26 protein-coding genes are annotated in these 23,579 nt (G+C 60.7%); 13 read left to right on the top strand and 13 right to left on the bottom strand.

Going from position 1 to position 23,579, the window contains the following annotated elements; translation table 11 throughout:
• Positions 1-18: 18 nt before the first annotated feature.
• Both ACJ8PI_RS07070 and ACJ8PI_RS07065 read right to left on the bottom strand, forming a co-directional pair.
• The gene (locus ACJ8PI_RS07070) at positions 19-2,112 is read right to left on the bottom strand and encodes a prolyl oligopeptidase family serine peptidase (protein ID WP_164134277.1); all 2,094 of its coding nucleotides are present in this window, start codon (positions 2,110-2,112) and stop codon (positions 19-21) included.
• Positions 2,113-2,306: 194 nt separating this feature from the next.
• On the bottom strand, positions 2,307-2,870 hold the full coding sequence (locus ACJ8PI_RS07065) for a helix-turn-helix domain-containing protein (protein ID WP_164134278.1): 564 nt from the start codon (positions 2,868-2,870) through the stop codon (positions 2,307-2,309).
• A 115-nt stretch (positions 2,871-2,985) separates the two neighbouring features.
• Between ACJ8PI_RS07065 and ACJ8PI_RS07060 the strand changes: the two genes are divergently transcribed.
• Together ACJ8PI_RS07060 and ACJ8PI_RS07055 are read left to right on the top strand one after the other, a co-directional pair.
• Positions 2,986-4,173 (top strand): benzoate/H(+) symporter BenE family transporter, encoded by a 1,188-nt coding sequence (locus tag ACJ8PI_RS07060; protein WP_164134279.1) that lies wholly within the window; start codon positions 2,986-2,988, stop codon positions 4,171-4,173.
• Between the two features lie 100 nt (positions 4,174-4,273).
• Positions 4,274-4,777 (top strand): cupin domain-containing protein, encoded by a 504-nt coding sequence (locus tag ACJ8PI_RS07055; RefSeq protein ID WP_033638403.1) that lies wholly within the window; start codon positions 4,274-4,276, stop codon positions 4,775-4,777.
• Here the strand turns inward: ACJ8PI_RS07055 and ACJ8PI_RS07050 are convergent.
• Complete coding sequence (locus tag ACJ8PI_RS07050; protein WP_033648197.1) at positions 4,742-5,596, bottom strand: aminoglycoside phosphotransferase family protein; 855 nt, start codon at positions 5,594-5,596, stop codon at positions 4,742-4,744. The genes ACJ8PI_RS07055 and ACJ8PI_RS07050 overlap by 36 nt on opposite strands.
• Before the next feature lie 182 nt (positions 5,597-5,778).
• Here ACJ8PI_RS07050 and ACJ8PI_RS07045 point away from each other — a divergent pair, with 182 nt between their 5' ends.
• A complete protein-coding gene (locus tag ACJ8PI_RS07045) occupies positions 5,779-6,159 on the top strand; it encodes a RidA family protein (protein WP_041037983.1) in 381 nt (126 codons plus the stop codon).
• A gap of 7 nt (positions 6,160-6,166) precedes the next feature.
• Here the strand turns inward: ACJ8PI_RS07045 and ACJ8PI_RS07040 are convergent, their stop codons facing one another.
• On the bottom strand, positions 6,167-6,547 hold the full coding sequence (locus tag ACJ8PI_RS07040) for a nuclear transport factor 2 family protein (RefSeq protein WP_033638401.1): 381 nt from the start codon (positions 6,545-6,547) through the stop codon (positions 6,167-6,169).
• Positions 6,548-6,822: 275 nt separating this feature from the next.
• Between ACJ8PI_RS07040 and ACJ8PI_RS07035 the strand changes: the two genes are divergently transcribed.
• Positions 6,823-7,092, top strand: a complete 270-nt coding sequence (locus tag ACJ8PI_RS07035) for a hypothetical protein (protein WP_004938382.1) — start codon at positions 6,823-6,825, stop codon at positions 7,090-7,092.
• Here ACJ8PI_RS07035 and ACJ8PI_RS07030 read toward each other — a convergent pair.
• Positions 7,089-7,481, bottom strand: a complete 393-nt coding sequence (locus ACJ8PI_RS07030) for a nuclear transport factor 2 family protein (RefSeq protein ID WP_033638399.1) — start codon at positions 7,479-7,481, stop codon at positions 7,089-7,091. The genes ACJ8PI_RS07035 and ACJ8PI_RS07030 overlap by 4 nt on opposite strands.
• 201 nt (positions 7,482-7,682) lie before the next feature.
• On the opposite strand from ACJ8PI_RS07030, the gene ACJ8PI_RS07025 reads away from it, so the two are divergent.
• The 4 genes from ACJ8PI_RS07025 (at position 7,683) to gstA (ending at position 10,680) form a co-directional block, all read left to right on the top strand.
• Positions 7,683-8,378 (top strand): HD domain-containing protein, encoded by a 696-nt coding sequence (locus ACJ8PI_RS07025; protein ID WP_079656471.1) that lies wholly within the window; start codon positions 7,683-7,685, stop codon positions 8,376-8,378.
• A gap of 94 nt (positions 8,379-8,472) precedes the next feature.
• Positions 8,473-8,736 carry a DUF3811 domain-containing protein gene (locus ACJ8PI_RS07020; RefSeq protein ID WP_004938373.1) on the top strand — a complete coding sequence of 88 codons (264 nt, stop codon included), beginning with the start codon at positions 8,473-8,475 and terminating at the stop codon, positions 8,734-8,736.
• A gap of 361 nt (positions 8,737-9,097) precedes the next feature.
• The gene (dapA, locus tag ACJ8PI_RS07015) at positions 9,098-9,982 is read left to right on the top strand and encodes a 4-hydroxy-tetrahydrodipicolinate synthase (RefSeq protein ID WP_060424320.1); all 885 of its coding nucleotides are present in this window, start codon (positions 9,098-9,100) and stop codon (positions 9,980-9,982) included.
• 92 nt (positions 9,983-10,074) lie between these two features.
• Entirely contained in the window at positions 10,075-10,680 is a 606-nt protein-coding gene (gstA, locus tag ACJ8PI_RS07010; RefSeq protein ID WP_041034913.1) for a glutathione transferase GstA, read from the top strand.
• A gap of 39 nt (positions 10,681-10,719) precedes the next feature.
• On the opposite strand, the gene pdxY is transcribed toward gstA, so the two are convergent.
• The 5 genes from pdxY to anmK all read right to left on the bottom strand — a co-directional run bounded on the left by pdxY (position 10,720) and on the right by anmK (position 15,289).
• Positions 10,720-11,580: a pyridoxal kinase PdxY gene (gene pdxY, locus ACJ8PI_RS07005; protein WP_033638395.1), complete on the bottom strand. Its 861-nt coding sequence runs from the start codon at positions 11,578-11,580 to the stop codon at positions 10,720-10,722.
• Positions 11,581-11,663: 83 nt separating this feature from the next.
• A complete protein-coding gene (tyrS, locus tag ACJ8PI_RS07000; protein ID WP_033648189.1) occupies positions 11,664-12,938 on the bottom strand; it encodes a tyrosine--tRNA ligase in 1,275 nt (424 codons plus the stop codon).
• 138 nt (positions 12,939-13,076) lie between these two features.
• Positions 13,077-13,730 carry a pyridoxamine 5'-phosphate oxidase gene (pdxH, locus tag ACJ8PI_RS06995; protein ID WP_164134280.1) on the bottom strand — a complete coding sequence of 218 codons (654 nt, stop codon included), beginning with the start codon at positions 13,728-13,730 and terminating at the stop codon, positions 13,077-13,079.
• Between the two features lie 89 nt (positions 13,731-13,819).
• Positions 13,820-14,122: an MliC family protein gene (locus ACJ8PI_RS06990; RefSeq protein ID WP_004931294.1), complete on the bottom strand. Its 303-nt coding sequence runs from the start codon at positions 14,120-14,122 to the stop codon at positions 13,820-13,822.
• Positions 14,123-14,167: 45 nt separating this feature from the next.
• Positions 14,168-15,289 (bottom strand): anhydro-N-acetylmuramic acid kinase, encoded by a 1,122-nt coding sequence (gene anmK, locus ACJ8PI_RS06985; RefSeq protein WP_033638392.1) that lies wholly within the window; start codon positions 15,287-15,289, stop codon positions 14,168-14,170.
• Positions 15,290-15,648: 359 nt separating this feature from the next.
• On the opposite strand from anmK, the gene ACJ8PI_RS06980 reads away from it, so the two are divergent.
• A complete protein-coding gene (locus ACJ8PI_RS06980) occupies positions 15,649-16,113 on the top strand; it encodes a glycine zipper 2TM domain-containing protein (RefSeq protein WP_033638390.1) in 465 nt (154 codons plus the stop codon).
• 92 nt (positions 16,114-16,205) lie between these two features.
• Here ACJ8PI_RS06980 and slyA read toward each other — a convergent pair whose 3' ends face one another.
• Entirely contained in the window at positions 16,206-16,637 is a 432-nt protein-coding gene (slyA, locus tag ACJ8PI_RS06975; RefSeq protein ID WP_004931301.1) for a transcriptional regulator SlyA, read from the bottom strand.
• A gap of 180 nt (positions 16,638-16,817) precedes the next feature.
• On the opposite strand from slyA, the gene ACJ8PI_RS06970 reads away from it, so the two are divergent.
• Genes ACJ8PI_RS06970 through ACJ8PI_RS06960 form a run of 3 tightly spaced genes read left to right on the top strand, consistent with a single transcriptional unit; the run spans position 16,818 to position 19,955 of the window.
• On the top strand, positions 16,818-17,054 hold the full coding sequence (locus tag ACJ8PI_RS06970; protein WP_049234481.1) for a DUF1656 domain-containing protein: 237 nt from the start codon (positions 16,818-16,820) through the stop codon (positions 17,052-17,054).
• 3 nt (positions 17,055-17,057) lie between these two features.
• Positions 17,058-17,921, top strand: coding sequence for an efflux RND transporter periplasmic adaptor subunit (locus tag ACJ8PI_RS06965; protein ID WP_060438733.1), 864 nt, complete (start codon positions 17,058-17,060; stop codon positions 17,919-17,921).
• Positions 17,922-17,924: 3 nt separating this feature from the next.
• On the top strand, positions 17,925-19,955 hold the full coding sequence (locus ACJ8PI_RS06960) for an FUSC family protein (RefSeq protein WP_164134281.1): 2,031 nt from the start codon (positions 17,925-17,927) through the stop codon (positions 19,953-19,955).
• Here ACJ8PI_RS06960 and sodC read toward each other — a convergent pair whose 3' ends face one another.
• Complete coding sequence (sodC, locus tag ACJ8PI_RS06955; protein WP_033648185.1) at positions 19,956-20,477, bottom strand: superoxide dismutase family protein; 522 nt, start codon at positions 20,475-20,477, stop codon at positions 19,956-19,958. It abuts the gene before it with no gap.
• Positions 20,478-20,717: 240 nt separating this feature from the next.
• Between sodC and ACJ8PI_RS06950 the strand changes: the two genes are divergently transcribed.
• A complete protein-coding gene (locus ACJ8PI_RS06950; protein ID WP_164134282.1) occupies positions 20,718-22,562 on the top strand; it encodes a polyurethane esterase in 1,845 nt (614 codons plus the stop codon).
• A 60-nt stretch (positions 22,563-22,622) separates the two neighbouring features.
• On the opposite strand, the gene ACJ8PI_RS06945 is transcribed toward ACJ8PI_RS06950, so the two are convergent.
• Positions 22,623-23,519, bottom strand: a complete 897-nt coding sequence (locus ACJ8PI_RS06945) for an aldo/keto reductase (protein WP_041034902.1) — start codon at positions 23,517-23,519, stop codon at positions 22,623-22,625.
• Positions 23,520-23,579: the final 60 nt, after the last annotated feature.

Here is a 23,579-nt window from a genome sequence, read left to right as displayed (position 1 = left end):
TGTCTGCAAGAAAAAGGCTTACGCTGACTTGGGTTTGCCGCTCAGGTTGGCCCACATGAACTCGCTCACCAATGCGCTGTGGAACGCCGCCTGTTGCTTGTCGGCGGCGGCGCTGTGCCCGCCTTCGGTATTCTCGTAGAAATAAGCCTGCTGATACCCCATCGCCTGCATGCGCGCGGCCATTTTACGGGCGTGGGCCGGGTTGACCCGATCGTCGCTGGTCGCGGTATAGAACAGCACCGGCGGATAGGCCGTTTTCGCCTGAATGTTGTGGTACGGCGAGAAGGTTTTGATATAAGCCCACTGCTCCGGCTTGCTCGGGTCACCGTATTCGGCGATCCACGACGCGCCGGCGGAAAGCTGGGTATAACGCTGCATGTCCAGCAGCGGCACTTCGCAGACGATGCAGCCGAACAGCTGCGGATACAGCGTCAGCATATTGCCCACCAACAGGCCGCCGTTGCTGCCGCCGCGCGCCCCCAAATGCGGCGCCGAGGTCACCTTGCGTGCGATAAGATCTTCGGCCACGGCGGCGAAATCCTCGTAGGCGCGATGGCGATTCTGCTTGAGCGCTGCCTGGTGCCAGGCCGGGCCGTATTCGCCGCCGCCGCGGATGTTGGCTACCACGTACACCCCGCCGCGCTCCAGCCAGGCCGGCGCCTTGCCGCCGAGATAGCCCGGCAGCAGCGGCACTTCAAACCCGCCGTAGCCATACAGCAGCGTCGGCGTGCTGCCGTCCGGTTTGAGATCTTTGGCGGCAATCTGGAAATACGGCACGCGGGTACCGTCCTTGGAAAGCGCAAAATGCTGGCTCACCTGGTAGCCTGACGCGTCAAAATCCTGCGGCGCCTGTTTCAGCAGCGTCGCCTCACCGCCGTCGAGATTGCCCATGTACAGCGAGGTCGGCTGCAGGAACCCGCTGACGGTCAAGAAATAGGCGTTGCTCTCTTCGTCGATGCCGCCGGCGGAAATGGTGCTGATGGCGCCGGGGTTGCCCAGCGGGCGACGTTGCCAGCTGCCGCCCTTCGGCGTCAGCACTTCCAGCCGGTTGACCACGTTATCCATGATGCTGAGGATCAGGTGATCGCGGGTGCCGCTGTAGCCGCTCAGCGCCTGCTCCGCCGTTGGGGTAAACAGCGACTGCAGCTCGCGCTTGCCCGCCAGATAGTCATCGAAGTTGGCCGCCAGCAGCGCGCCGGACGGATAGCGCTTGCCGCCCACCTCCCAGTCGCTGCTCGGTTTAATCAGCAGCCATTCACGGTGCGTATCCAGCTCGGCGTCGGCCGGGATGTCGATTTTGATCTGCCGGCCGTCCTGAGCCAGCAAGAAGTAGTCGCGGCGATAGAAATCCAGGCTCCGGCCGACGAAATCGCGCTCAAAGCCCGGCGTGCGATCGTGATAGGCGAAGACCGCCATGTCCTCAGGCTGCGCTTCGTACAGCGTTTCGGCGGCGCTCAGCGGCGTGCCGCGCCGCCAGCGTTTGGCGATGCGCGCGTAGCCGGACTGGGTCATCGAGCCGGGGCCGAAATCGGTGGCGATGAACAGCGTGTCCCGATCGACCCAGGAAACCCGGCTTTTCGCCACCGGCACGTTGAAGCCGTCCTTGGCGAAGCGTTTGGCCACCAGATCGAATTCGCGGATTTCGGTGGCGTCGCCGCCGTCCGGCGACAGCTGCATCAGGCAATAGCGGTATTCCGGCGCCAGCGGCTGCGAGCCCTGATAAACCCAATCCTTGCCCTCCGCCTTGCCCAACGCATCGATATCCAGCACCGTTTCCCAGGCCGGTTTGGCCTTGCGGTACTCGTCCAGCGTGGTGCGCCGCAGCAGGCCGCGCGGGTTGGCCTGGTCCTGCCAAAAGTTGTAATAGTACTCGCCGCGCTTGCTCACCCACGGGATTTGGGTGTCTTTATTGAGGATATCCAGCACCTCGCGCTCAATGCGCTGAAAGTCTTCGCCCTGGCCGAAACGCGCCACGGTGCGCTGATTTTCCTGCTGCACCCATTGCAGCGCTTTTTTACCCTGCAGCTCCTCCAGCCACAGGAATTCATCGCCGGCGGCCGCGCCGCCTTCCGCCGCCATCGCCAGGCGGATACTGTTGGGTAATGAAGTCATCGCGAATACGGCTCCTGCGGTTTGCGCACTGAGTTTAATAAACTGACGTCGATTGGTGACCGGCAAAATCAAGCTCCTTTTGAGTCGGCTGCAACGCCGCCCCGTCATGGGCGACAGCCTGTGAAATAAGAGTCATTTTCAACAAGGTAGGCGTTTGGCGGCGCGGAGTCAAAGCCCACGGCCGCCGCGTTGAGTCAGGATTGAGGATAGTGGATCAGATCGTGGATGCGCACCGGCTGCGTACCGGCGTTGCGGTAAGCGTGCGGCCGATCGGCCTGAAAGCGCATCGCCTCGCCAGCGGCCAGGCTGTGCCATTCGCCGTCTATCGCCAACTCCAACCGGCCGCTGATCACGATGACATGCTCGATCACGCCCGGCTCATGGGGCGACGATTCGCTGAGCGCGCCCGGCGCAAGATCGATGACGAACATATCGAAACCCAGCTGGCGATCGTAGGGAAACAGCGGCACCACGCGCATGTCGGCGTTGTCCTGATCGTAGACCGGCAGATCGCCGTAGCGGTGCAGCGTCGCCTGCTGCTGCGCGGGGGAAGCCTCGAGAAAGGCGGAGAACGCCACGTTGAAACCGGTGGCGATCTTCCACAGCGTCGCCACCGTCGGGCTGGACTCGCCGCGTTCGATCTGCCCGAGCATCGCCTTGCTGACGCCGGTGTATTCCGCCGCCTGCGTCAGGCTCCAACCGCGCTGTGCGCGCAGCGTGCGAAGGGTGTGTGCCAAATGGCCGGCAAGTTCCTGCATCCAGTTCTCCTCTGCGTGTCGAGCCCGATTATACCCGCTTGTGCGCTATAGCGCACGGTGCTATGCTGATTTCTCATCGTGCGTTATAACGCACAATCACCGATTGGAGCCACTCATGCGCCCAGCCCTCTCCCTGCGCCATCTGACCCTGCCCGCCGTCATGGCCGGCTTTGTCGCCGTTCTGGTGGGTTACACCAGCTCTGCCGCGATCATTTTCCAGGCCGCCGCCGCTGCAGGCGCCACGCCGGCGCAGATCGGCGGCTGGCTGAGCGCGCTGGGGATCGCGATGGGCGTCACCTCGCTCGGACTGTCGCTTTACTATCGCACGCCTATCCTCACCGCCTGGTCGACGCCCGGTGCGGCGCTGCTGGTCACCAGCCTGCCCGGCACGCCGATCAACGAGGCGATCGGCGTGTTTATCTTCGCTTCCGGCCTGATCCTGCTGTGCGGCGTCACCGGGCTGTTCGCCCGCCTGATGGACTATATTCCGCAGGCGATTTCCGCCGCGATGCTGGCGGGGATCCTGTTGCGTTTCGGGCTGGACGCCTTCGCTTCGCTGCAGCTCAATTTCCCGCTGAGCGCCGGCATGGGGCTGGCCTATCTGCTCAGCCGCCGTTATCTGCCGCGCTACGCCATCGTGCTGACGCTGGCGGCCGGGCTGGCGATCGCCGCGCTGCAGGGCAATATCCAGCCGGCGCAACACGCGCCGGCGTTTGCCATACCGGAATTTATCGCGCCGCACTTCAGCTGGCCGACGCTGCTGGGCATCGGCGTGCCGTTCTTCGTGGTGACCATGGCTTCGCAGAATGCGCCTGGCATCGCCACGCTGCAAGCGGCGGGGTACCGCGTCCCCACCTCACCGCTGATCGCCTGGACGGCGCTTACCACGCTGCTGCTGGCGCCGTTCGGCGGATTCTCGGTGTGCATCGCCGCGATCACCGCCGCCATCTGCATGGGCCCGGACGTGCATCCCGATCCGCAGCGCCGCTATATGGGCGCGGTGGCCGCCGGCGGCTTCTACCTGTTGGCCGGGCTGTTCGGCGGCGCCATCGGCCTGCTGTTCAGCGCGCTGCCCCTCGCCCTGATCCACACCATCGCCGGGCTGGCGCTGCTCGGCACCATCGGCGGCAGCCTGCAGCGCGCGCTGCATGATGAGAAACAGCGCGATGCGGCGCTGATCGCCTTCCTCATCACCGCCTCCGGCGTCACGTTACTGGGCATCGGTTCGGCCTTCTGGGGCATCGTCGGCGGCGCGATCGCCCATCTGCTGCTGTCGCTGCCGCAGCGAACAAGCCAAGCATAACGGGCGGTCTACATTGACAAGTGCCGCCGTGGCGCCTTCACTTTCTCTGTCGTCTTGAGATCAATTCACAAAATAAGTGACGCCGTCACCAAGGAAGCCTATGACTGAGAAAGCTGCGCTGTTGGCTCAGCGCCTGATACGCAATGTCGAACGAGTAGATAAGCGGCACGATCGGCGGCCGCCGCTGTATGACAGCGTCGGCGCTCGCCTCGGCACCGGCACCGCCGCCGACAAGCTGGGCGCCTCTTTCGATTGTGTCGCGCCGGGTATGCGCTCCTGCCCCTACCATTTTCATTACGCTCAGGAGGAAATGTTCATCATTCTGGAAGGCAGCGGTACGCTGCGGGTGGCCGGAGAAATGCTGCCGATCGTCAGCGGGGATGTCATCTTCATTCCGCCGGGCCCGGAATACCCGCACCAGATCATCAACACCTCCGATGCGCCGCTGAAGTACCTGTCCGTCAGCACGCGCGAGCAGCCGGAGCTGGTGATGTACCCGGATTCCGGCAAATACCAGGCGATGGCGCGCGGCGCAGACGGCCAGCAGGTGCGCTACCTGCAGCGCCCTTCAACCTCGCTCGATTACTGGCAGGATGAACCCTGAGTCGCCGCCCGGCAGCGGGAGATCCAGCGCGCGCGCCGCCAGCTCAGCGACGCGAAAGTCGATGTCCGCCGCCTGCCCGTCTTCCATGAACCAGGCGGCGGACAGCCCCGACCAGGCCAGGATCCATTGCAGCAAGCGCCGGCGCTCCAGCCCGGCCAAGCGACAGACCTGTTCCACGCGGCGCTGGAAAATGGCCGGATCGGTGGCGATGCCGTAGTTGGGATTGCAGAAGATATTGGCGTAGTCGAAGCCCCGTTCGCCGTACAAACGCTTGGGATCGATCGCCAGCCACCCGCGTTCGCCGAAGTCCAGCACGTTGTCATGGTGAATATCGCCGTGCAGCACGCTCTCTTCTCGCGGGCTGTTCAGCAATTCCGCCGCCGCCGTGGCACAGAGACGCAGCATGCCGCCGTGCGCCTGCGCCGCCGGCCACAGTGAGCTGAACCACTCCTGCAGCGGGATCAGCTCGGGCAACGGTTCCGCTCGCGGCGCATGCAAGGCGGCGATCGCCCGGCACAGGATTTGCGTGGCCTGCTCATCGTCGCCGTCACGCACCAGCTGCGCCAACGAGCCTTCACCCTGCGCGCGCTCCAGCAGAATGCCGTCGTCATGCCACGCCAGCACCTGCGCGGCGCCTTCCCCACGCCACCAGCACATCAGTTGGCCACCGAAGCGCTCCTCCTGCTCGCGGGCGATCTTCAGCATCGCCGCCTCGCCCCGGTAACGCACCGGCATCAGCAGACTGCTGTGGGTTTCGAAGGCTTTGCCGTCCTGTTCCAGTTGCCAGCGTTGCAGGTAGGGAGTAAAAAGCGGGTTCATCGTCTCATGCGTCCTTGTGGCCGAGCTGCGCCACACTGTCACATTCTGGTGAGAGAGGGCGTATAAAATAAAGAAGGATGATACTCTCAAATATCATCGGTGCGCGGCGTCTGGCCGCCGTTTCCTCAGTATCCTAACCAAGTTTGTCGATTTTATTAACCGGTCTTGCGCGGGGTTTGATCATGACATCATTAAAACGCACGAATTATCCGCAGTTGCCTACGCCGGGCGGCCCCTATGTGCATGCGGTGCGCCACGGCGATCGCTTGTACGTGTCGGGATTGACGGCCTTCGCCACCGACGCGCAAGGCTTGAGCGCGCCGGAGCAAACGCAGGAGATCCTCGAGCAGTTAGCCACTATCGCCGCCAGCGAAGGCGTTAATCTTAAAGCGTTGATTAAAATCAGCGTGTTCCTGACCGACATCGCCGATCTGGCGGGCGTGCGCCCGGTGCTGTTTGACTATTTCGATGGCGCGCTGCCGGCCTGTTCACTGATGGCGGTCAGCGCGTTGTTTTCACCGCAGGTGTGCGTAGAGATAGAAGCGGTGATGGCGTTGCAATAATGCGCGGCTAGAGCGCGCCCTCATCCGGCACGCAGGGGCCGATCTTGAACCAGGCTTTGGCGATCCGCCCCTGTTCCACTTCGTAAATGGCGATGACATCCATTTTGCCCCGCCCCTGCGGGAAGTTGCGCGTCACCACTTCCTGATCGACCACCATGTTCCCCACCGCCATGCGTTTTATCCGTTCACCGTACAGACTTGGCTCCTGGAAACGCACCAGATGCCGTTCGCGGATCGCCGCCTTGCCGCTGGCCAGCAGCGTGTCGGGATGCTCGTAATACTGCGCGTCGTCCGCCCAGCAGGCCATGAAGGCGTCGATGTCGCGGGCGTTATAGGCGTCAAGCTGTTGCTGAACCACATCCTGCGGGCGTGCCGTTTTATCGTTCATCACATCCTCCTGCTGAAGTTAACCGCCGCATGTATCGAACCCATCACGTTAACCGCCCGGTGCTGCAGCTTGATGACACGGCGAATGTTGAATAAAAACCCAAAAATAGCGAATAAATAACCTACCACGCCCAATGGACAATTCAAGCGTCCGTCATAAATTTTCTGCCCCGCGCCAGCGGCGAGGAAAACCGCATGGCACCGCGCGTTAATCTTTGCGGCGGTTAGGGAAATTCTGCTAATTTAGCGTGAACAGCCTGATGATAACGAAACGCTATGCAGCAAAAACCGGTGTTGGACGAAGCCAGACAGTTAAAGCGACTCAACGCCGCCACGCGGCGTCAATCCCATATGTATAAATGGATCGCGCTGATTGCGGCGCTGGATGCGCTGTTGGTGTTTTGGTATGACCGGGATATGCGCAACGTCACCTTCTCGGGAGCGGTTGCGCTGGTGTGCGGCTATCTGTGGATCCGCGATCGCAACAAGGCCCGGGGTTACCGGCGCGAGTTCGACCGCAAATTCGGCAAGCGCAGCGGCGATTAAGGCTGCATCGCTTCCAGCACTTTGGCGCTGTCGACGATCTGCACGAACTTCACGATTTTGCCGCCGCGCAGCGTATAAATATGCGCAAAAGAGGCGCTGAAGGATTTGCCGGTGGCCCGGTAGGTGCCGTGATAAAAACCTTGCGCGATCACGTTGTCGCCGGCGTCGTAAAAGTGGTCGACGTCGGCGCGGTAACCTTGCCATTCGCTGCCCAGGCGCTGATGCACGTTCTTGATGATATTTTCCGGGCCGATATAGGTACCGGCGTAGGGGAAACCGGCGGCTTCGGTCCACTCGGCATCGGGGGCCAGCGCCGCCAACAGATTACGGCCGTTTTCTTCGGAACTGCCTTCATAGGTTGCGCGCACTATTTCAAGAGGGGTTGGCATGTCTCTTCTCCCATGGCTGATGAGGATATTCCGGCCATCTCCACGGACACAGGCTCTCACCAAGCGGAGACGGCGGAATGCGGCTATTCTAGGTTGCTTGTTTCGCTGCAAAAACCGCAGTTATGACAATAGTGGGTTGCACTTTAGTAAACAATAGCCGTTTTTCTGTCATTCTCCCGGCATCCGGCGCGGCTATGCTGATTGACCGATTTCCCCCAACAGGAGCTGAACGTGTCTTTACCCTCGCTGACGCAAGAGCTGTTACAACCTTTTTCCCCCTACCAGGCGCTGGCGCAAACGCTGTTGCCGCTCACCCTCGAGTCGGACGACGGTTCGCATGACGTGGCGCATCTGCACCGGGTCTGGAAGAACTGCCGCCGGATCAGCAAGCTGGAAGGCGGCGACCGGCGCATTCTCTGTGCGGCGGTGCTGCTGCACGACGCCGTCGCGGTGGAAAAGAATTCGCCGCAGCGCCATCTGGCCTCACGCATGGCGGCGGAGCAAGCCACGCTGACGCTGACCCGGCTGGAATGGGCGCCGGCGGATATCGCGGCGGTGGCTCACGCCATCGAAGCGCACAGTTTTTCCGCTGGCATCCCCCCGCAAACGCTGGAGGCGAAGATCCTGCAGGATGCCGATCGCCTCGACGCCATAGGTCTTATCGGCGTGGCGCGCTGCTTCTATATCGGCGGCCGCATGCGCAGCGCGCTGTACGACGCCGCCGACCCGCGGGCCGAACATCGCCAATACGACGACAAGCGTTTCAGCCTGGATCACTTCGAAACCAAGCTGTTCAAACTGCAAGACGGCTTCCAGACCGCCGCCGGGCGGCACATGGCCGAGCAGCGCACCGAACGCATGCGGCGCTTTGTCGACGATCTGCTGGAAGAGGTGTAATGCCGGCTTACCGCGCATTTCGTTATGCCCATAACATTTTCGGTCACATAACGCCGCTAAACTGTAGGTCAACTTCACCGAACGGGCGGCAAAGATGAAAAAGTTGACGTTGAAAGAGATGACGGAAAGCGAACAGCGGGAAGTGAAAACCGAACTGGACAAGGCGCGCAAGAGCCACGGCAGGCCGCTGACCAACGCCGAACAGCACAAGGTCAAGGATGAAGTGGTGGCGCGCATCATGGCCGCCAGAGCGAAGCTCGCCAAGGCGGAGCGTGCAGAACGCAAGGCCAACCGCTATCGGCCGAGCGGCGACACCTTCAGTTGGTCCGCCACCATCGGCTCCCGCCCGCCGCGCTGAACCAGCCAAACTCTCCCCGCCGCTGCGGGGATTTTTATTTATTAGCCAAACTCATCCTCGCTACCGAATCATGAATAACAATGTTATCAATCTGTTGTAAATTGACAGCCTGATGAAGAATATTCATTATCACCCCACTTCCCCTTTTCACGAGACCGCCATGGCCTACCCACGCAACGCCGACTTTCTGATAACACCTGCGTTGCCCGTTGGCGATTTGGCGGCGGTTAAATCGAAGAAACAGACGCTCATTTGACCGGGGCGAGCTGTCCCGTCAGATGAGCTGACTGGATGGCGCGCAACGCCCCGCCTTCAATTTTCTCATCTGGCTTCTCTGTCGGTCACACAGAAGGAATATTTTATGGCCTCATTTTCGGGTATTTGGGTGGCGATGGTTACCCCTTTCAATCACGATGCCGTCGATTTGCCGGCGGTGAAACGCCTGGCGCGGCACCTGCTCGACGCCGGCATCGATGGCCTGGTGGTCTGCGGCTCCACCGGTGAAGCCGCCGCGCTGAGCAAAGAAGAACAGCTGGCGGTGCTCGACGCCGTGCTGGAAGTAGCGCCCGCACACCAGGTGGTGATGGGCCTTTCCGGCAATAACATGGCCGCCACGCTGCAGATGCAGCAGGCCATTCAGCTGCGCGACATCGCCGGCGTGCTGATCCCGGCACCTTACTACATTCGCCCTTCGCAATGCGGCCTGATCGATTATTTCACCCAGTTGGCCGACGCCTCCAGCGTGCCGGTGATCCTGTACAACATTCCGCAGCGCACCGGCATCGCCATGGAGCTGGCCACATTGCGCCGGCTCGCGCGCCATCCGCGCATCACCGCCATCAAGGACTGCGGCGGCAATCCTGACGCCACCATGGCGCTGATCGCCGACGGCGAAATCGATGTGATGACCGGGGAAGACAATCTGATCCTCACCACGCTGTGCCTCGGCGGCACCGGTGCCATCTCCGCCGCCGCGCATGTTCACCCGGAACGTTTCGTGCAGCTGGTGCAGCAGGTCGCCGCCGGCGATTTGGCCGCGGCGCGCAGCAACTTCTATGAGCTGCTGCCGATGATCCACCAGATGTTCAGCTTCCCGAATCCGGCGCCGGTCAAGACGGTGCTGGCTCAGCAGGGGCTGATCGCCAACGAGCTGCGCTCGCCGATGCAGGTAGCGCCGCAGGCGTTGCAACAGCAGATCGCCGCAACGCTGGCGCAGCTGCAGCCCGCCGAGGCGATCATCGGTTAAATTTGTTAGCTAAGCCGCTGTAATTTTGGCGCTATGGGACTACGATGAGAGGTTAAGCATGCCCGTCATTCGTCATCAACAAGGAGCTTCCGATGAAACTGTTCTATAAAGCCGGCGCCTGTTCGCTGTCCCCGCATATCGTGCTGCGTGAGGCAGGGCTGGATTTTACGGCGGAGAAGGTCGATCTGGCGCAGAAGAAGACCGAGAGCGGCGCCGATTACCTCGCCATCAACCCCAAGGGACAGGTACCGGCGCTGCTGCTGGATGACGGAAGCCTGCTGACCGAAGGCGTGGCGATCGTGCAATACTTGGCGGACCGCGTGCCCGATCGCAACCTGATCCCGGCGGCGGGCACCCTGTCGCGCTACCACGCGATCGAATGGCTGAACTACATCGCCACCGAACTGCACAAAGGGTTCAGCCCGCTGTTCAACCCGAAAACGCCCGACGAATACCAAACCATCGCGCGCGCCAAGCTGGAACAGCAGTTCAGCTATCTGGATTCGGTGCTGGCGAAGCAGCACTTCCTGTTGGGAAGCCGTTTCAGCGTAGCCGACGCCTACCTGTTCACCGTGTTGCGTTGGGCGTTCGCCCTGCAGTTCGACGTGCGCAAGCACGCCCATCTGGCGGCCTGGTTCGATCGCGTTGCGGCGCGCCCGGCGGTAGATGCGGCGCTGAACGCCGAAGGATTGAAGTAAAGTTTCAGCCCCGGCGGCTGTCGCCGGGGCTCGATGCACTTACAGCTTTACCGCTTTGAATTCGCTGAGCGGCTGCACGATCCGATCCTGCGCCGCCACCACCTGCAGTTCGTATTCACCCATCTCCTGCGTGGTCAGCATCACCTCATACACAGCGGCGGTCACGTGCTCCAGCGCTTTATCCAGCGCCTCGCCCTTCAGCAGATCCACCAGCAGCAGACCGCTGGTCAAATCACCGACGCCAACCGGTTGACGCGCGCCGAAGTCCACCAGCGGCCGGCTGATGTGCCAGGCCTCGTCCGCCGTCACCAGCAGCATTTCGAAGCAGTCGGCGTGATAGCCGGCGCGGGCCAGGTGCTTGACCAGCACCAGCCGCGGCCCCTTGGCGATCAGCACGCGGGCGGCCTGCACCGCGTCGGCCACGTTGGCGACGGCCATCTGGCTCAGCATCTCCAACTCCAGCAGGTTCGGCGCCATCATGTCGCTGCACGGCAGCGCCTGGCGGCAGTGAAACTCGGCCACGCCCGGCGCCACGATGCAGCCCTTTTCAGGATGCCCCATCACCGGATCGCAGAAATACCAGGCGTTCGGGTTCGCCTGCTTAACCTGACGCACAATCTCCAGAATATGGTCGCCCTGCTCCGGCGAACCGATATAACCGCTCAGCACCGCATCACAGCGTTGCAGCTGCTCGATATTGGCAATACCCTGCGCGATCTCGGTCAGGTGGCTGGCAGGCATGACGCAGCCGGTCCACTGGCCGTATTGCGTATGGTTGGAGAACTGCACCGTGTTCAGCGGCCAGACATTGACGCCCATGCGGCGCATCGGGAATTCAGCCGCACTGTTGCCGGCGTGACCAAACACCACGTGCGACTGGATAGAAAGAATGTTTTTCATCGACAGAACTCGTTCGGAATACCGCAGCCGGGCGGCTGCGCAAAAATAAAGGGGCCACCAGGGCCCCTTACCGTCATTATTCGTTACTGCCAATCCACCAGGCAGTAGTGTTTCTTGCCGCGGCGCAGCAGCGTGTAGCGGCCGAACAGACGGTCCGCATCGCTGAAGCGGTATTCGGCATCCGATTGTTTCTCGCCGTTGATGGTCACCGCGTTGGAGCCGATCATGGTGCGCGCCTGGCCGCGTGACGGCACCAGTTCGGCATTCACCAGCGCCTGCTGCAGGTCGGCGTCGCGCTCCAGTTTAATGGTCGGCATGCCGTCCTGCGCCAGCTGGGCGAAGTCCGCTTCGGTCATGTCGTGCAGCGCGCCGGAGAACAGGCTCTGAGTGATGCGCTTGGCGGCCGCCAGGCCTTCTGCACCGTGCACCATGCCGGTCACTTCTTCCGCCAGCACGTACTGGGCGCGCGGCGCCTTGCCGCTGTTCTTGTCTTCTTCCTCCAGCGCGTTGATGTCTTCCAGGCTCATGAAGGTGAAGAACTTCAGGAAACGGTAAACGTCGGCGTCGGCGGTGTTGATCCAGAACTGGTAGAACTTGTACGGGCTGGTTTTTTCCGGCGCCAGCCAGACCGCGCCGCCTTCGGTTTTACCGAACTTGGTGCCGTCTGCTTTGGTGATCAACGGCACGGTCAGGCCGAACACCTGCTTCTGGTGCTGACGACGCGTCAGATCGATGCCTGAGGTGATGTTGCCCCACTGATCGGAACCGCCGATCTGCAGCTCCACCTGGTGGCGGTTATACAGCTCGGAGAAATCGTAACCCTGCAGCAGGTTATAAGAGAACTCGGTGAAGGAGATGCCGGAGTCGTCGCGATTCAGGCGCTGCTTGACCGCTTCCTTGTTGATCATCTGGTTGACGGAAAAGTGCTTGCCGATGTCACGCAGGAAGGTCAGCACGTTCATGCCGCCGAACCAGTCGTAGTTGTTGGCCGCGATAGCGCTGTTGCTGCCGCAGTCGAAATCGAGGAACGGGGAAACCTGCTTGCGGATCTTCTCGACCCACTCGTTCACCGTATCGGTGGTGTTCAGCTTGCGCTCCGCCGCTTTGAAGCTCGGATCGCCGATGAGGCCAGTGGCGCCGCCCACCAGTGCTACCGGCTTGTGGCCGGCCAGCTGGAAGCGCTTCAGGCACAACAGAGGAACCAGATGGCCCAAATGCAAGCTGTCAGCGGTCGGATCGAAACCGCAATACAGTGCAATTGGCCCTTGCGCCAGTCGCTCCGCTAACGCTTCCTCATCCGTAACCTGGGCAACGAGGCCCCGCTCTTGCAGTTGTTTAATCAAGTTGCTGCTTGCCATCAATGACTCCATGTATAAACGAATGCACCTTTGCCGGTACACGGCCTTTCGCCCAGTGGCGAAATAAAAATTCAGGGTAACGCATAGAATAAAGCGCCGGCGGCGTCAGCACCAGCGCTTAGAGGGGATTTTCCGTCTTCAGGGTGCCAGTCGGTCAATTTTCCAGTCATTCCCGTCCCGCTGATACAGGAAACGGTCATGCAGGCGATGGGCGCCGCCCTGCCAGAACTCGACGGAGTCAAATTTCACGCGGAATCCGCCCCAGAAACACGGCAACGGCACCTCGCCCTGCTGGAACTTCTGCTTCAGCTCAAGGAATTTGCTTTCCAGCACGCCGCGCGCGGAAATGCGCGACGACTGCTGCGACACCCAGGCGCCGATCTGGCTGTCTTTCGGCCGGCTGTTGAAATACTTCAGCACTTCGAGGGTCGACAGGCGCTCCGCCTGGCCGAGGAAAATCACCTGGCGATCGAGCATGTGCCAGGGGAACAGCAGGCTGATATGCGGGTTGTGCGCCAGCTGCTGCGCCTTGCGGCTGCCGAGGTTGGTGTAGAACACCAGCCCCTGCTCATCGAAATGCTTCAGCAGCACGATGCGTTGATAAGGCTGGCCGTGTTCGTCGACGGTCGCGACGCACATGGCGGTGGGATCGGCCAGGCGCGCGTCGCAGGCCTGTTTCAACCAACGCTCGAACAGTTCGAGCGGGTTGGCGGTCAGATCGTTGCGGCGCAGGCCGCCTCGGGTGTATTCACGGCGCAGGTCCGCAACATCAAACTCACTCTTTTCAATCATCTGGGTTATCGACCAACTGAAAAAATCCGTCGTTACATTCTGCGCCTGCGGCGTCAGGAACTCAATCGCTCCGACGCCGCCGTCGACCTTCACTCCGTCAACACGCAGTCGCTCATGACTACCTTGCCGTTGCGCTCAAGATAGGCGTTACGGTCTTTCGACCAAAAAGTGTATTTGCCGTCGCTGTATTTGGCGCCGGTCAACGCCAGCACCTGCTTGAGATGCAGCTGTTCGCCGTCCATCAGCAGGCTGACTTCGCTCGCCTTGCCGTCAAGCGCCACCGTCAGCGGCGTGGTGCCGCACTGGTAGTGCATCGTCTGGCTGCTTTGCGGCAGGATGTAGCTGCAGCCGGACAGCGCCAGCGCGCCGGCGACGAAAATGACTTTTTTCATGCTGTTGCTCCTTAGAAAAATCCTTCACAGGCTATCCTAACAGAGCTAACGGGCCCCCAATGGCAAAACCGGATAAATCCCACCCAACACCGTTTCACGGCTGGCGCCGGTCACCGAAGGCAGATTGCCGGCCTGGCCGGACAGCGTGCGGAAGGCCAGCCAGGCGAAGGCCAGCGCCTCCATGTCGTCGCCGCTGACGCCAAAATCGTCGGTCAGCCCGACCTCCGTGCCCGGCAGCAGCGCCGACAGGCGCGCCATCAGCAGCGTGTTGCGCGCCCCGCCGCCGCAGACCAACAGGCGCTCGCACCCGCCGGCCAGCAATACCTGCTCGCTGATGCTGACAGCGGTCAGCTCCGTGAGCGTGGCCTGCACGTCGACCGGCGCAATCGCCGGCAATCCGGCCAGCTGCCGCTCCAGCCAGGCGATATTGAAATACTCGCGGCCGGTGCTTTTCGGCGCCGGCAGCGCGAAGTACGGATCCGCCAGCATCTGCTGCAACAGCGGCAAGCAGACTCGCCCCTGCATCGCCCAGCCGCCGTCCTGATCGTAAGGCTGCGCGCGGTGGCGCCATACCCAGGCGTCCATCAGCATGTTGCCCGGCCCGGTATCGAAACCGCGCACCGGCGTACCGGGCAACAGCAGAGAAAGGTTGGCGATGCCGCCGACGTTCAGCACCATGCGCCGCTCGACGGGATGCCCCAGCAGCGCCTGATGAAACGCCGGCACCAGCGGCGCGCCCTGCCCGCCGTAGGCCATGTCGCGCCGGCGGAAATCGCCGACGGTAGTGATATCGGTCAGCGCGGCGATGCGGTTGTTATCACCGAGCTGCATCGAGAAACGCGCGTCACCCTCCGGTTCGTGCCACACCGTCTGGCCGTGGCACCCGATGGCGGTGATCTGCTCAGCGCCGATGCCGGTTTGCTTCAGCAGGCCGAGCACCGCCTCGCCGAACAACGTGCCCAGCTGCGCGTCCAGCCGGCCGACGGCGGCCAACGTGGTTTGCTGCCCTTGGCACATGCCCAGGATCTCTTTTTTCAACGCCATCGGCATCGGATGGCTATAGCTGGCCTGCTGCGCCACCATGCGATCGTCGATCGCGGCCAATACCACATCGATTCCGTCCAGACTGGTGCCGGACATGACGCCTATATAGCGGCCTGACTTCATAGCAACATCCTCTAACCCGCGCGGTAAGCAAAATTCATCCTGACAAATAAACCAGAATTGCCGGATTAACGCCATGAATTATGATGCTTTTTTTACGGTTCGTGAGCCAGATGCCCCCCGACGCCGCTGTGGCACGGGTTATGTGTTAAACCGTGCCATAACAGGCGACGGAATGTCGCCAAGGCTGTCATAAAGGTAAACCGCGGTTTATTATTGGTTGAACAGAGAAAAGTTAAGCTGCATGCAGCGATGAAGCATGGCGGTGTGTCAACTTTCAGCCATACTTTGTCTATCGTTTTCACTGAATCTTGCCTGGGGAGCATTACCAGGTTATGGACTACTACCATCAGGAGTTTTGTATGATCAAGCGTCTTCTCGTCGTTGCCGTCGCCGCCGTTACGCTGGCCGGCTGTGCCAATGAATCCATGTCCGGTGATGTCTACTCGTCCTCGCAGGCCAAGCAGGTGCAGAACGTCACCTACGGGACGCTGGTTTCCGTGCGTCCGGTTAAAATTCAGGGCGGCGAAGGCTCCAACGCCATGGGGATGATCGGCGGCGCGGTGATTGGCGGGCTGTTGGGCAACACCGTTGGCGGCGGCACCGGTCGTACGCTGGCTACCGCGGCGGGCGCTATCGCCGGCGGCGCGGCAGGTAACAGCATCGGTGAAGTGGCCGGCCGTACCTCCGGCTACGAGCTGGAGATCAAAACCGATCAGAAAGAGAACATCGTGGTGGTGCAGAAAGCGGGCGACACCAAGTTCAGCCCAGGCCAGCGCGTGCGCATGGCGCGCATGGGCGACACCATCACCGTTTCCCCGCTGTAAGCCAGCCGGCGACAAGCGGCAAACCGGAGGCAATCGCCTCCGGTTTTATTTCTGATGCTGTGAAACTGTAATCGTAGAAAATAAGAATATTATTATTTGTTCTGCAGTTCGGTGATATTTTGTTCTAACTTGCCAATCAGCCCTACCAACAGATGCACTTCGTCGGCGGTAATGCCGCTTAAAATCTCACTGCGCGTAGACGTGATCACACTGTCCACTTCCCTGATGATCGGATCGGCCGCTTCGGTCAGCTTGATGCGCTTCGCGCGGCGATCGTTGGCACAGGTGTGACGCGTGATCAGCCCTTTCTCCTCCAGTTGGTCCAGCGTACGGACCAGTGACGGTTGCTCGATACCGATCGCCTTGGCCAGCTGGATTTGCGACTGCTCCGGCGGCAAGCGATTGATATTGTGCAACGTGACCCAATGCGTTTGGGTCAGCTCCAACGGCTTGAGCCGATGATCGATGAGCGCGCGCCACACACGAACTAATCGTGCTAAATCTGAACCTAATGTTGACTCCACTTCCCCCTCCTTATAATTAGCATGCTAACATTACCTCCCAGAGCTTAGACTATTTTGGGTAACTCACATTAAAAACACAAATGTATATAATGTATATTGTGGAAATAGCCACTATTTTTAGCCGCTATTGTTTAATCGTTATGCAAATATTCAACATATTCACCCTTAGGGATTGTTAATGTGAATACATCATGGTTACACACCTCATCTCCCTTGCCCGATTTGGTCTTGGGAGCATCGCTTTATTTTCCACCTATATTTAAAGCTTTTTTACTAGGACTGCTCTTATGGCTGCTGATTCATCAGCTGCTGAGAGACTGGATGTATTCCGGTGAAATCTGGCATCCCATGTTGATGGATCTGTCCATTTTCGTTCTGACCGTCAGCGGTTCCTTATGGATTTTAGCGAGTTGGTAACCCATGCAGCATAAAACATTAAAATACTTCTCTACGGTGATCGTCTGCGCCATTGCCGTCTGCGCCGGTTGGTGGCTCTGGAATTATTATATGCAATCCCCATGGACCCGTGATGGAAAAGTGCGCGCCGAACTCGTCAATATCACCCCTGAAGTCTCTGGAAGATTAGAGAAAATAAGCGCGAATGACAATCAGTTCGTACCTGCGGGAAGTCTGATTTTTACCCTCGACCCGGTGCCCTACCAGATTGCGCAGGACAATGCCGAGGCCGCGGTGGCAAAAGCGCAATCCGATCTGGCCAAAGCGGACCACGAGGCTGCCCGCCGCCGCGGTTTACCGCGTAACGTTATTTCCGCTGAAGATTTGGACGAGTCAAATTTAGCCGCGCAGGCAATGAAGGCCGCCTATAAAGCCGCCCTGGCCAATCTGGAACAGGCCAAATGGAATTTGAGCAAAACCAAAATTTACGCGCCAACCGACGGTTATATCACCAACCTGCAGGCGCGGGTCGGTAACTACGCCAACGCCGGTACGCCGCTGGTGGCGTTGGTAGATGTGCATTCGTTTTATGTGCTCGGTTATTTCGAAGAAACCAAGCTGAAGCATATAAAAGAAGGCAATAAAGCGGACATCGTTTTATATAACGGCAACACGCCGCTACAGGGGGAAGTAGAGAGCATCGGCCGCGCCATTTACGATCAGAGCGTTGACAGCAGCAACGATCTATTAATGGACGTTAAACCTAATGTTCCTTGGGTGCGTTTGGCTCAGCGCGTGCCGGTACGGATAAAATTGCTCAACGTGCCCGCCGATTTGACGCTGGTCGCCGGCACCACCTGCACCATTTCGATTCATCAGCGGAACTAAAGTGTGAACCTGCCTTTTTTGGAGTGGAGCCGCACCCCCTGGGGTAAGGCGACCGGCGGCCAATGGCGCTATGCGCTGCGCAACTCGCTCGCGATGTGTCTGGCGCTATGGGTAGCCTTCGTGCTCGAACTCGACGACCCCTATTGGGCGCTCACCTCCGCGGCGGTGGTGAGTTTCCCCACCGTCGGCGGCGTGATCAGCAAAAGCATCGGCCGCATCTTCGGCAGCCTGATGGGTGCCGCCGCGTCGGTGGCGATCGCCGGCCACTGTCTGAACGATCCCTGGCTGTTTACGCTGTTCATCGCCGCCTGGATCGGGCTGTGCACCTATATCTCCAACCATTACCAAAACAACGTTTCTTACGCCTTCGCGCTGGCGGGCTATACCGCCGCCATCATCGCCTTCGGCACGGTCAACGTCACCGATACCCAGCAGATCTTCGACATCGCACAGGCGCGGGTTTGCGAAGTGATCACCGGTATTCTGTGCGGCGGGTTGATGATGATGATCCTGCCCAGCACCTCGGACGGCGAAGCCCTGCTGACCTCGCTGCGGCGCATGCAGCTGCGCCTGCTGGAGCATGCCGCCATGCTGTGGCAGCCGGAGATCACCGCGCAGATGCGCACCTCGCACGAAGGGGTCATCGGCCAGATCCTGACCATGAACCTGCTGCGCATTCAGGCATTCTGGAGCCACTACCGGCTGCGGCGGCAAAATAACCTGCTCAACTATCTGCTGCACCAACAGCTGCGCATGACCAGCGTTATCTCCAGCCTGCGTCGCATGCTGCTGAACTGGCCGGATCGCCCCGCCAATCTGATGCCGGTGCTGACGCAACTGCTGGACGAGTTGCGCGATCCCGCCACCGACAAATACCGTTTGGCGCGCCTGCTTCAGCAGATCGCCCCGCAAGAGGCTACGGACTACCGCCATCGCGCCTTCTGGCTGCGGCTGCGCGATTTCTGTTGGCTTTACCTGCGCTGCAACCGCTGGCTGCGGCGGTTGGAAAGCGCCACGGCGGTCAGCGATCTCCAACCGCCGCGCGTCACTTCGCTGGCGCGCCATACCGACAGCTACGAAGCCGCCTACAACGGCCTGCGCACCTTTTTGTGCATTGTGATCGGCTGCGCCTACTGGATCAACACGCAGTGGGACGCCGGCAGCGCGGCGCTGACGCTCACCGCCATCAGCTGCGTGCTCTACTCGTCCACGCCTTCGCCGATCAACAGCGTCAGCACCTTGCTCAAGGCGGTGCTGCTGCTCTCGGTCGCCTGCTTCGTGGTGAAATTCGGTTTGATGATCCAGATTGACGACTTCTGGGTGTTCTGCGCCTTCCTGTTCCCGATCCTGGTGACCATGCAGATGCTCAAGCTGCAGAATCCGCCTTATGCCGCGCTCTGGGGGCAGCTGATCGTCTTTATGGGCTCGTTCCTGACCGTCAGCAATCCGCCGAGCTATGACTACCAGTCCTTTATCAATGACAACATCGCTAAAATCGTCGGCGTGCTGCTGGCCGGGCTGGCGTTTCAGATCCTGCGCCCCAGTTCGGACAAACGCAAAAGCCGCCGCATTATCCGCGCACTGCGGCGCGACTTTATCGATCAGCTGAGCAAACGGCCGCAGCAGAGCGAAAGCCAGTTCGAATCGCTGATCTACCATCGCATCAGCCAGCTTAATCAAAGTCAGGATCAGGACGCTCGCACCTGGCTGCTGCGCTGGGGCGTGGTGCTGCTCAACTGCAGCCACATCGTCTGGCAGCTGCGCGACTGGCAAACCCGTTCCGATCCGCTGTCGGCAGTGCGCAACGTCTGTATCCACTGCCTGCGCGGCATCATGACGGAGAAAGGCGTACAGCACAGTTCGCTGGACGCCACGCTGCAGGAGTTGCTACGCATGAGCAACGCGCTGGCGCACCACCCGGAACAGGCGGCGCGCGATCTGGCCGGCCTGATCTGGCGGCTCTACTGCTCGCTGCAGCAGTTGCAACAGGCGATGGGCCAGCCCACCGCCGTACCGGCCGTTAGCGGCGGATAATCACTTGATCACACCGCAGGCGAAGCGTTCTCCGCCGCCGCCGAGCGGTTGTGGATGATCCGAATGGTTGTCGCCGCCGGCGTGCACCATCAGCGCTTTACCCTCAATGTCGCTGATTTTTTTCAGCCGCGGCGCCAACACCGGATAGTTCGCCATGCCGTCGGCGGTCACATAGATGGCCGGAAGGTCACCCAGGTGCCCGTCGGCATACGGCCCGAGGTGCTTTCCGGTCTTTTGCGGGTCGAAATGTCCGCCGGCCGCCAGCGCCGCCACCGCTTTGCCGTCCTTCATGCCCGGCTCGCAGCTGCCTTTCTCATGCACGTGGAAACCGTGTACCCCGGCCGGCAATGCTTTCAGGCTCGGCGTGAACAGCAGGCCATACGGCGTTTCGCTGATGGCCACCTTGCCGATGTCCTGACCGATCCCCTGCCCGGTCACCAGGTGCATCTCGACGTCGGTTGTCGCCGCCTGAGCCGCACCACACGCCATCAGACCGAGCGCTGCATACCAATAACGTTTCATCAATCAGTCTCCTTAATGACTATATCGAGCTATCAGTATAGGAGAGCCTGCGCCGGCACTGTTAACCAACGCACAATCTCGCTAATTTGATTCGCGGGCCTAATATTTAACACTAATAATAATTCTACCGATGTTGGTCCTCTGACCAGCTGTCGTTCGGCTAACGTTGTTTCCCTGTTTCCACCGCCGACGCATGTGAGTTCACTTACAGGCCCGCGGCATACTTCATAAGGAACTGATATGGGCATCTTTAGCTATAAGGATCTGGACGAAAAGGCGTCGAAAGCGCTATTTTCCGACGCCTTGGCCATCTCTACCTACGCTTACCACAATATCGATAACGGCTTCGATGAAGGCTATCACCAGACCGGTTTCGGGCTGGGCCTGCCGCTGACGCTGGTCACTGCGCTCATCGGCAGCACCCAATCGCAGGGCGGCCTGCCCGGCATTCCCTGGAATCCCGATTCCGAACAGGCCGCGCAGCAGGCGGTGAATAACGCCGGCTGGTCGGTGATCAGCGCCGCACAGCTGGGTTACGCCGGCAAAACCGATGCGCGCGGCACCTACTACGGCGAGACCGCCGGTTACACCACCGCTCAGGCCGAGGTGCTGGGCAAATATGACAGCGAAGGCAATCTCACCGCCATTGGCATCTCATTTCGCGGCACCAGCGGCCCGCGCGAGTCGTTGATCGGCGATACCATCGGCGATGTGATTAACGATCTGCTGGCCGGCTTCGGGCCGAAAGGCTACGCCGACGGCTACACGCTGAAGGCCTTCGGCCAGTTGCTGGGCGACGTGGCGAAGTTCGCGCAGGCGCACGGGCTGAGCGGAGAAGACGTGGTGGTCAGCGGCCACAGCCTCGGCGGGCTGGCGGTCAACAGCATGGCGGCGCAGAGCGACGCCAACTGGGGCGGCTTCTACGCGCAGTCCAACTATGTCGCCTTCGCCTCGCCGACCCAGTACGAAGCCAGCGGCAAGGTGATCAACATCGGCTACGAGAACGATCCGGTGTTCCGCGCGCTCGACGGCACCACGCTGACCGGGGCGTCGTTAGGCGTACACGATGCGCCCCATGCCTCCGCCACCAACAATATCGTCAACTTCAACGACCACTACGCGTCGGACGCCTGGAACCTGCTGCCGTTTTCCATTCTCAACATTCCGACCTGGCTGTCGCACCTGCCGTTCTTCTATCAGGACGGCCTGATGCGGGTGCTGAACTCCGAGTTTTATTCGCTGACCGACAAAGACTCAACCATCATCGTCTCCAACCTGTCGAACGTGACGCGCGGCAATACCTGGGTGGAAGACCTGAACCGCAACGCGGAAACGCACAGCGGGCCGACGTTTATCATCGGCAGCGACGGCAATGATCTGATCAAGGGCGGCAAAGGCAACGACTATCTCGAGGGGCGCGACGGCGACGATATCTTCCGCGATGCAGGCGGCTATAACCTGATCGCCGGCGGCAAAGGCCACAATATCTTCGATACCCAACAGGCGTTGAAAAACACCGAGGTCGCCTACGACGGCAACACGCTTTACCTGCGCGACGCCAAAGGCGGCATTACGCTGGCGGACGACATCAGCACCCTGCGCAGCAAAGAAACCTCGTGGCTTATCTTCAACAAACAGGTGGACCATCAGGTGACCGCCGCCGGATTGAAATCGGACTCTGGCCTCAAAGCCTATGCCGCCGCCACCGCCGGCGGCGACGGCGATGACGTCCTGCAGGCTCGCAGCCACGACGCCTGGCTGTTCGGCAACGCCGGCAACGACACCCTTAACGGCCACGCCGGCGGCAACCTGACCTTCGTCGGCGGCAGCGGCGATGACATCCTGAAGGGCGTCGGCAACGGCAATACCTTCCTGTTCAGCGGTGACTTTGGCCGCGATCAGCTGTATGGCTTCAACGCCACCGATAAGCTGGTGTTTGTCGGCACCGAAGGCGCCAGCGGGAATATCCGCGACTACGCCACGCAGCAAAACGACGATCTGGTGCTGGCCTTCGGCCATAGCCAGGTCACGCTGATCGGCGTCTCGCTCGATCACTTCAACACCGATCAGGTGGTGTTGGCCTAAAGATCGACGTAAAAAAGCCGGGTGCTTTCGCCGCCCGGCTTTGCTCTTTTTTACTCCGCCTTAAGGCACGTCATACCCCAGCGCCGCCTTGCGAATGCTGAACCACTGCTGGCGGTTCAGCACCAGTTTCTGCGCCTTCAGCGCCGAACGCACCCGCTCAATCTTGCCGGAACCGATAATCGGCAGCGGCGACGACGGCAGGCGCATCACCCAGGCGTACACCACCTGCTCGATGGTCTCGGCGCCGATTTCTTGCGCCACCCGCTGCAGCTCGTCGCGCAGCGGCTGGAACTCGGCGTCGTTGAACAGGCGCCCACCGCCCAGGCAGGACCAGGCCATCGGCTTGATGCGCAGTTGCTGGCACTGGTCGAGCGTGCCGTCGAGAATAGCCGGTTGGTGAATCGGCGAGATCTCCACCTGATTGGTCGCCAGCGAGAACGGCAGGCGCGACTGCAGCAGCTGGAACTGCGCGGGCGTAAAGTTGGAGACGCCGAAATGGCGCACCTTGCCGCTTTTGTGCAGCGCAACAAAGGCTTCGGCCACGTCGTCGGCGTCCATCAACGGATCCGGCCGGTGGATCAGCAGCAGATCGAGGTAGTCGGTATGCAGATGGCGGAGCGACTGCTCCGCGCTCTGTACGATATGGTCGCGGTCGGTGATGTAGTGGCCGATCGGGTTACCGGGCTTGGCGGTGGTGGCGATGCCGCATTTGCTCACCAGCTCCAGCGACTGGCGCAGCGCCGGCTTCAGGCGCAGCGCGTCGCCGAACGCCTGTTCGCAGGCATAGCCGCCATAGATATCGGCGTGATCGGCGGTGGTGACGCCCAGTTCGACATGCTGTTCGATGAACGTCAGCAGCTGCTGCGGCGACATGCCCCACTCCATCAACCGCCAGTAACCGCAAATCATGCGGGAAAATTCAGGCCCCTGCGGCGCGAGACGAATACGTTCTACCATTGCGAAAACCTCATGACATTAGTTGTCAGTCAGCATACACAAGCCGGTGAGGCACAGGGA

The sequence above is a fragment of the Serratia sp. CY82433 genome, from assembly GCF_052166535.1.
Classification (GTDB): domain Bacteria; phylum Pseudomonadota; class Gammaproteobacteria; order Enterobacterales; family Enterobacteriaceae; genus Serratia; species Serratia sarumanii.
Note: the sequence above shows the minus strand (reverse complement) of the source record. Positions and strands in the feature narration are given on the sequence as shown.

Excerpts from the sequence above, each read along its gene's own strand:
- ACJ8PI_RS07070 (WP_164134277.1), bottom strand. The coding sequence starts at position 2,112 with ATGACTTCATTACCCAACAGTATCCGCCTGGCGATGGCGGCGGAAGGC.
- ACJ8PI_RS07065 (WP_164134278.1), bottom strand. The coding sequence starts at position 2,870 with ATGCAGGAACTTGCCGGCCATTTGGCACACACCCTTCGCACGCTGCGC.
- ACJ8PI_RS07060 (WP_164134279.1), top strand. The coding sequence starts at position 2,986 with ATGCGCCCAGCCCTCTCCCTGCGCCATCTGACCCTGCCCGCCGTCATG.
- ACJ8PI_RS07055 (WP_033638403.1), top strand. The coding sequence starts at position 4,274 with ATGACTGAGAAAGCTGCGCTGTTGGCTCAGCGCCTGATACGCAATGTC.
- ACJ8PI_RS07050 (WP_033648197.1), bottom strand. The coding sequence starts at position 5,596 with ATGAACCCGCTTTTTACTCCCTACCTGCAACGCTGGCAACTGGAACAG.
- ACJ8PI_RS07045 (WP_041037983.1), top strand. The coding sequence starts at position 5,779 with ATGACATCATTAAAACGCACGAATTATCCGCAGTTGCCTACGCCGGGC.
- ACJ8PI_RS07040 (WP_033638401.1), bottom strand. The coding sequence starts at position 6,547 with ATGAACGATAAAACGGCACGCCCGCAGGATGTGGTTCAGCAACAGCTT.
- ACJ8PI_RS07035 (WP_004938382.1), top strand. The coding sequence starts at position 6,823 with ATGCAGCAAAAACCGGTGTTGGACGAAGCCAGACAGTTAAAGCGACTC.
- ACJ8PI_RS07030 (WP_033638399.1), bottom strand. The coding sequence starts at position 7,481 with ATGCCAACCCCTCTTGAAATAGTGCGCGCAACCTATGAAGGCAGTTCC.
- ACJ8PI_RS07020 (WP_004938373.1), top strand. The coding sequence starts at position 8,473 with ATGAAAAAGTTGACGTTGAAAGAGATGACGGAAAGCGAACAGCGGGAA.
- dapA (WP_060424320.1), top strand. The coding sequence starts at position 9,098 with ATGGCCTCATTTTCGGGTATTTGGGTGGCGATGGTTACCCCTTTCAAT.
- gstA (WP_041034913.1), top strand. The coding sequence starts at position 10,075 with ATGAAACTGTTCTATAAAGCCGGCGCCTGTTCGCTGTCCCCGCATATC.
- pdxY (WP_033638395.1), bottom strand. The coding sequence starts at position 11,580 with ATGAAAAACATTCTTTCTATCCAGTCGCACGTGGTGTTTGGTCACGCC.
- tyrS (WP_033648189.1), bottom strand. The coding sequence starts at position 12,938 with ATGGCAAGCAGCAACTTGATTAAACAACTGCAAGAGCGGGGCCTCGTT.
- pdxH (WP_164134280.1), bottom strand. The coding sequence starts at position 13,730 with ATGATTGAAAAGAGTGAGTTTGATGTTGCGGACCTGCGCCGTGAATAC.
- ACJ8PI_RS06990 (WP_004931294.1), bottom strand. The coding sequence starts at position 14,122 with ATGAAAAAAGTCATTTTCGTCGCCGGCGCGCTGGCGCTGTCCGGCTGC.
- anmK (WP_033638392.1), bottom strand. The coding sequence starts at position 15,289 with ATGAAGTCAGGCCGCTATATAGGCGTCATGTCCGGCACCAGTCTGGAC.
- ACJ8PI_RS06980 (WP_033638390.1), top strand. The coding sequence starts at position 15,649 with ATGATCAAGCGTCTTCTCGTCGTTGCCGTCGCCGCCGTTACGCTGGCC.
- ACJ8PI_RS06965 (WP_060438733.1), top strand. The coding sequence starts at position 17,058 with ATGCAGCATAAAACATTAAAATACTTCTCTACGGTGATCGTCTGCGCC.
- sodC (WP_033648185.1), bottom strand. The coding sequence starts at position 20,477 with ATGAAACGTTATTGGTATGCAGCGCTCGGTCTGATGGCGTGTGGTGCG.
- ACJ8PI_RS06950 (WP_164134282.1), top strand. The coding sequence starts at position 20,718 with ATGGGCATCTTTAGCTATAAGGATCTGGACGAAAAGGCGTCGAAAGCG.
- ACJ8PI_RS06945 (WP_041034902.1), bottom strand. The coding sequence starts at position 23,519 with ATGGTAGAACGTATTCGTCTCGCGCCGCAGGGGCCTGAATTTTCCCGC.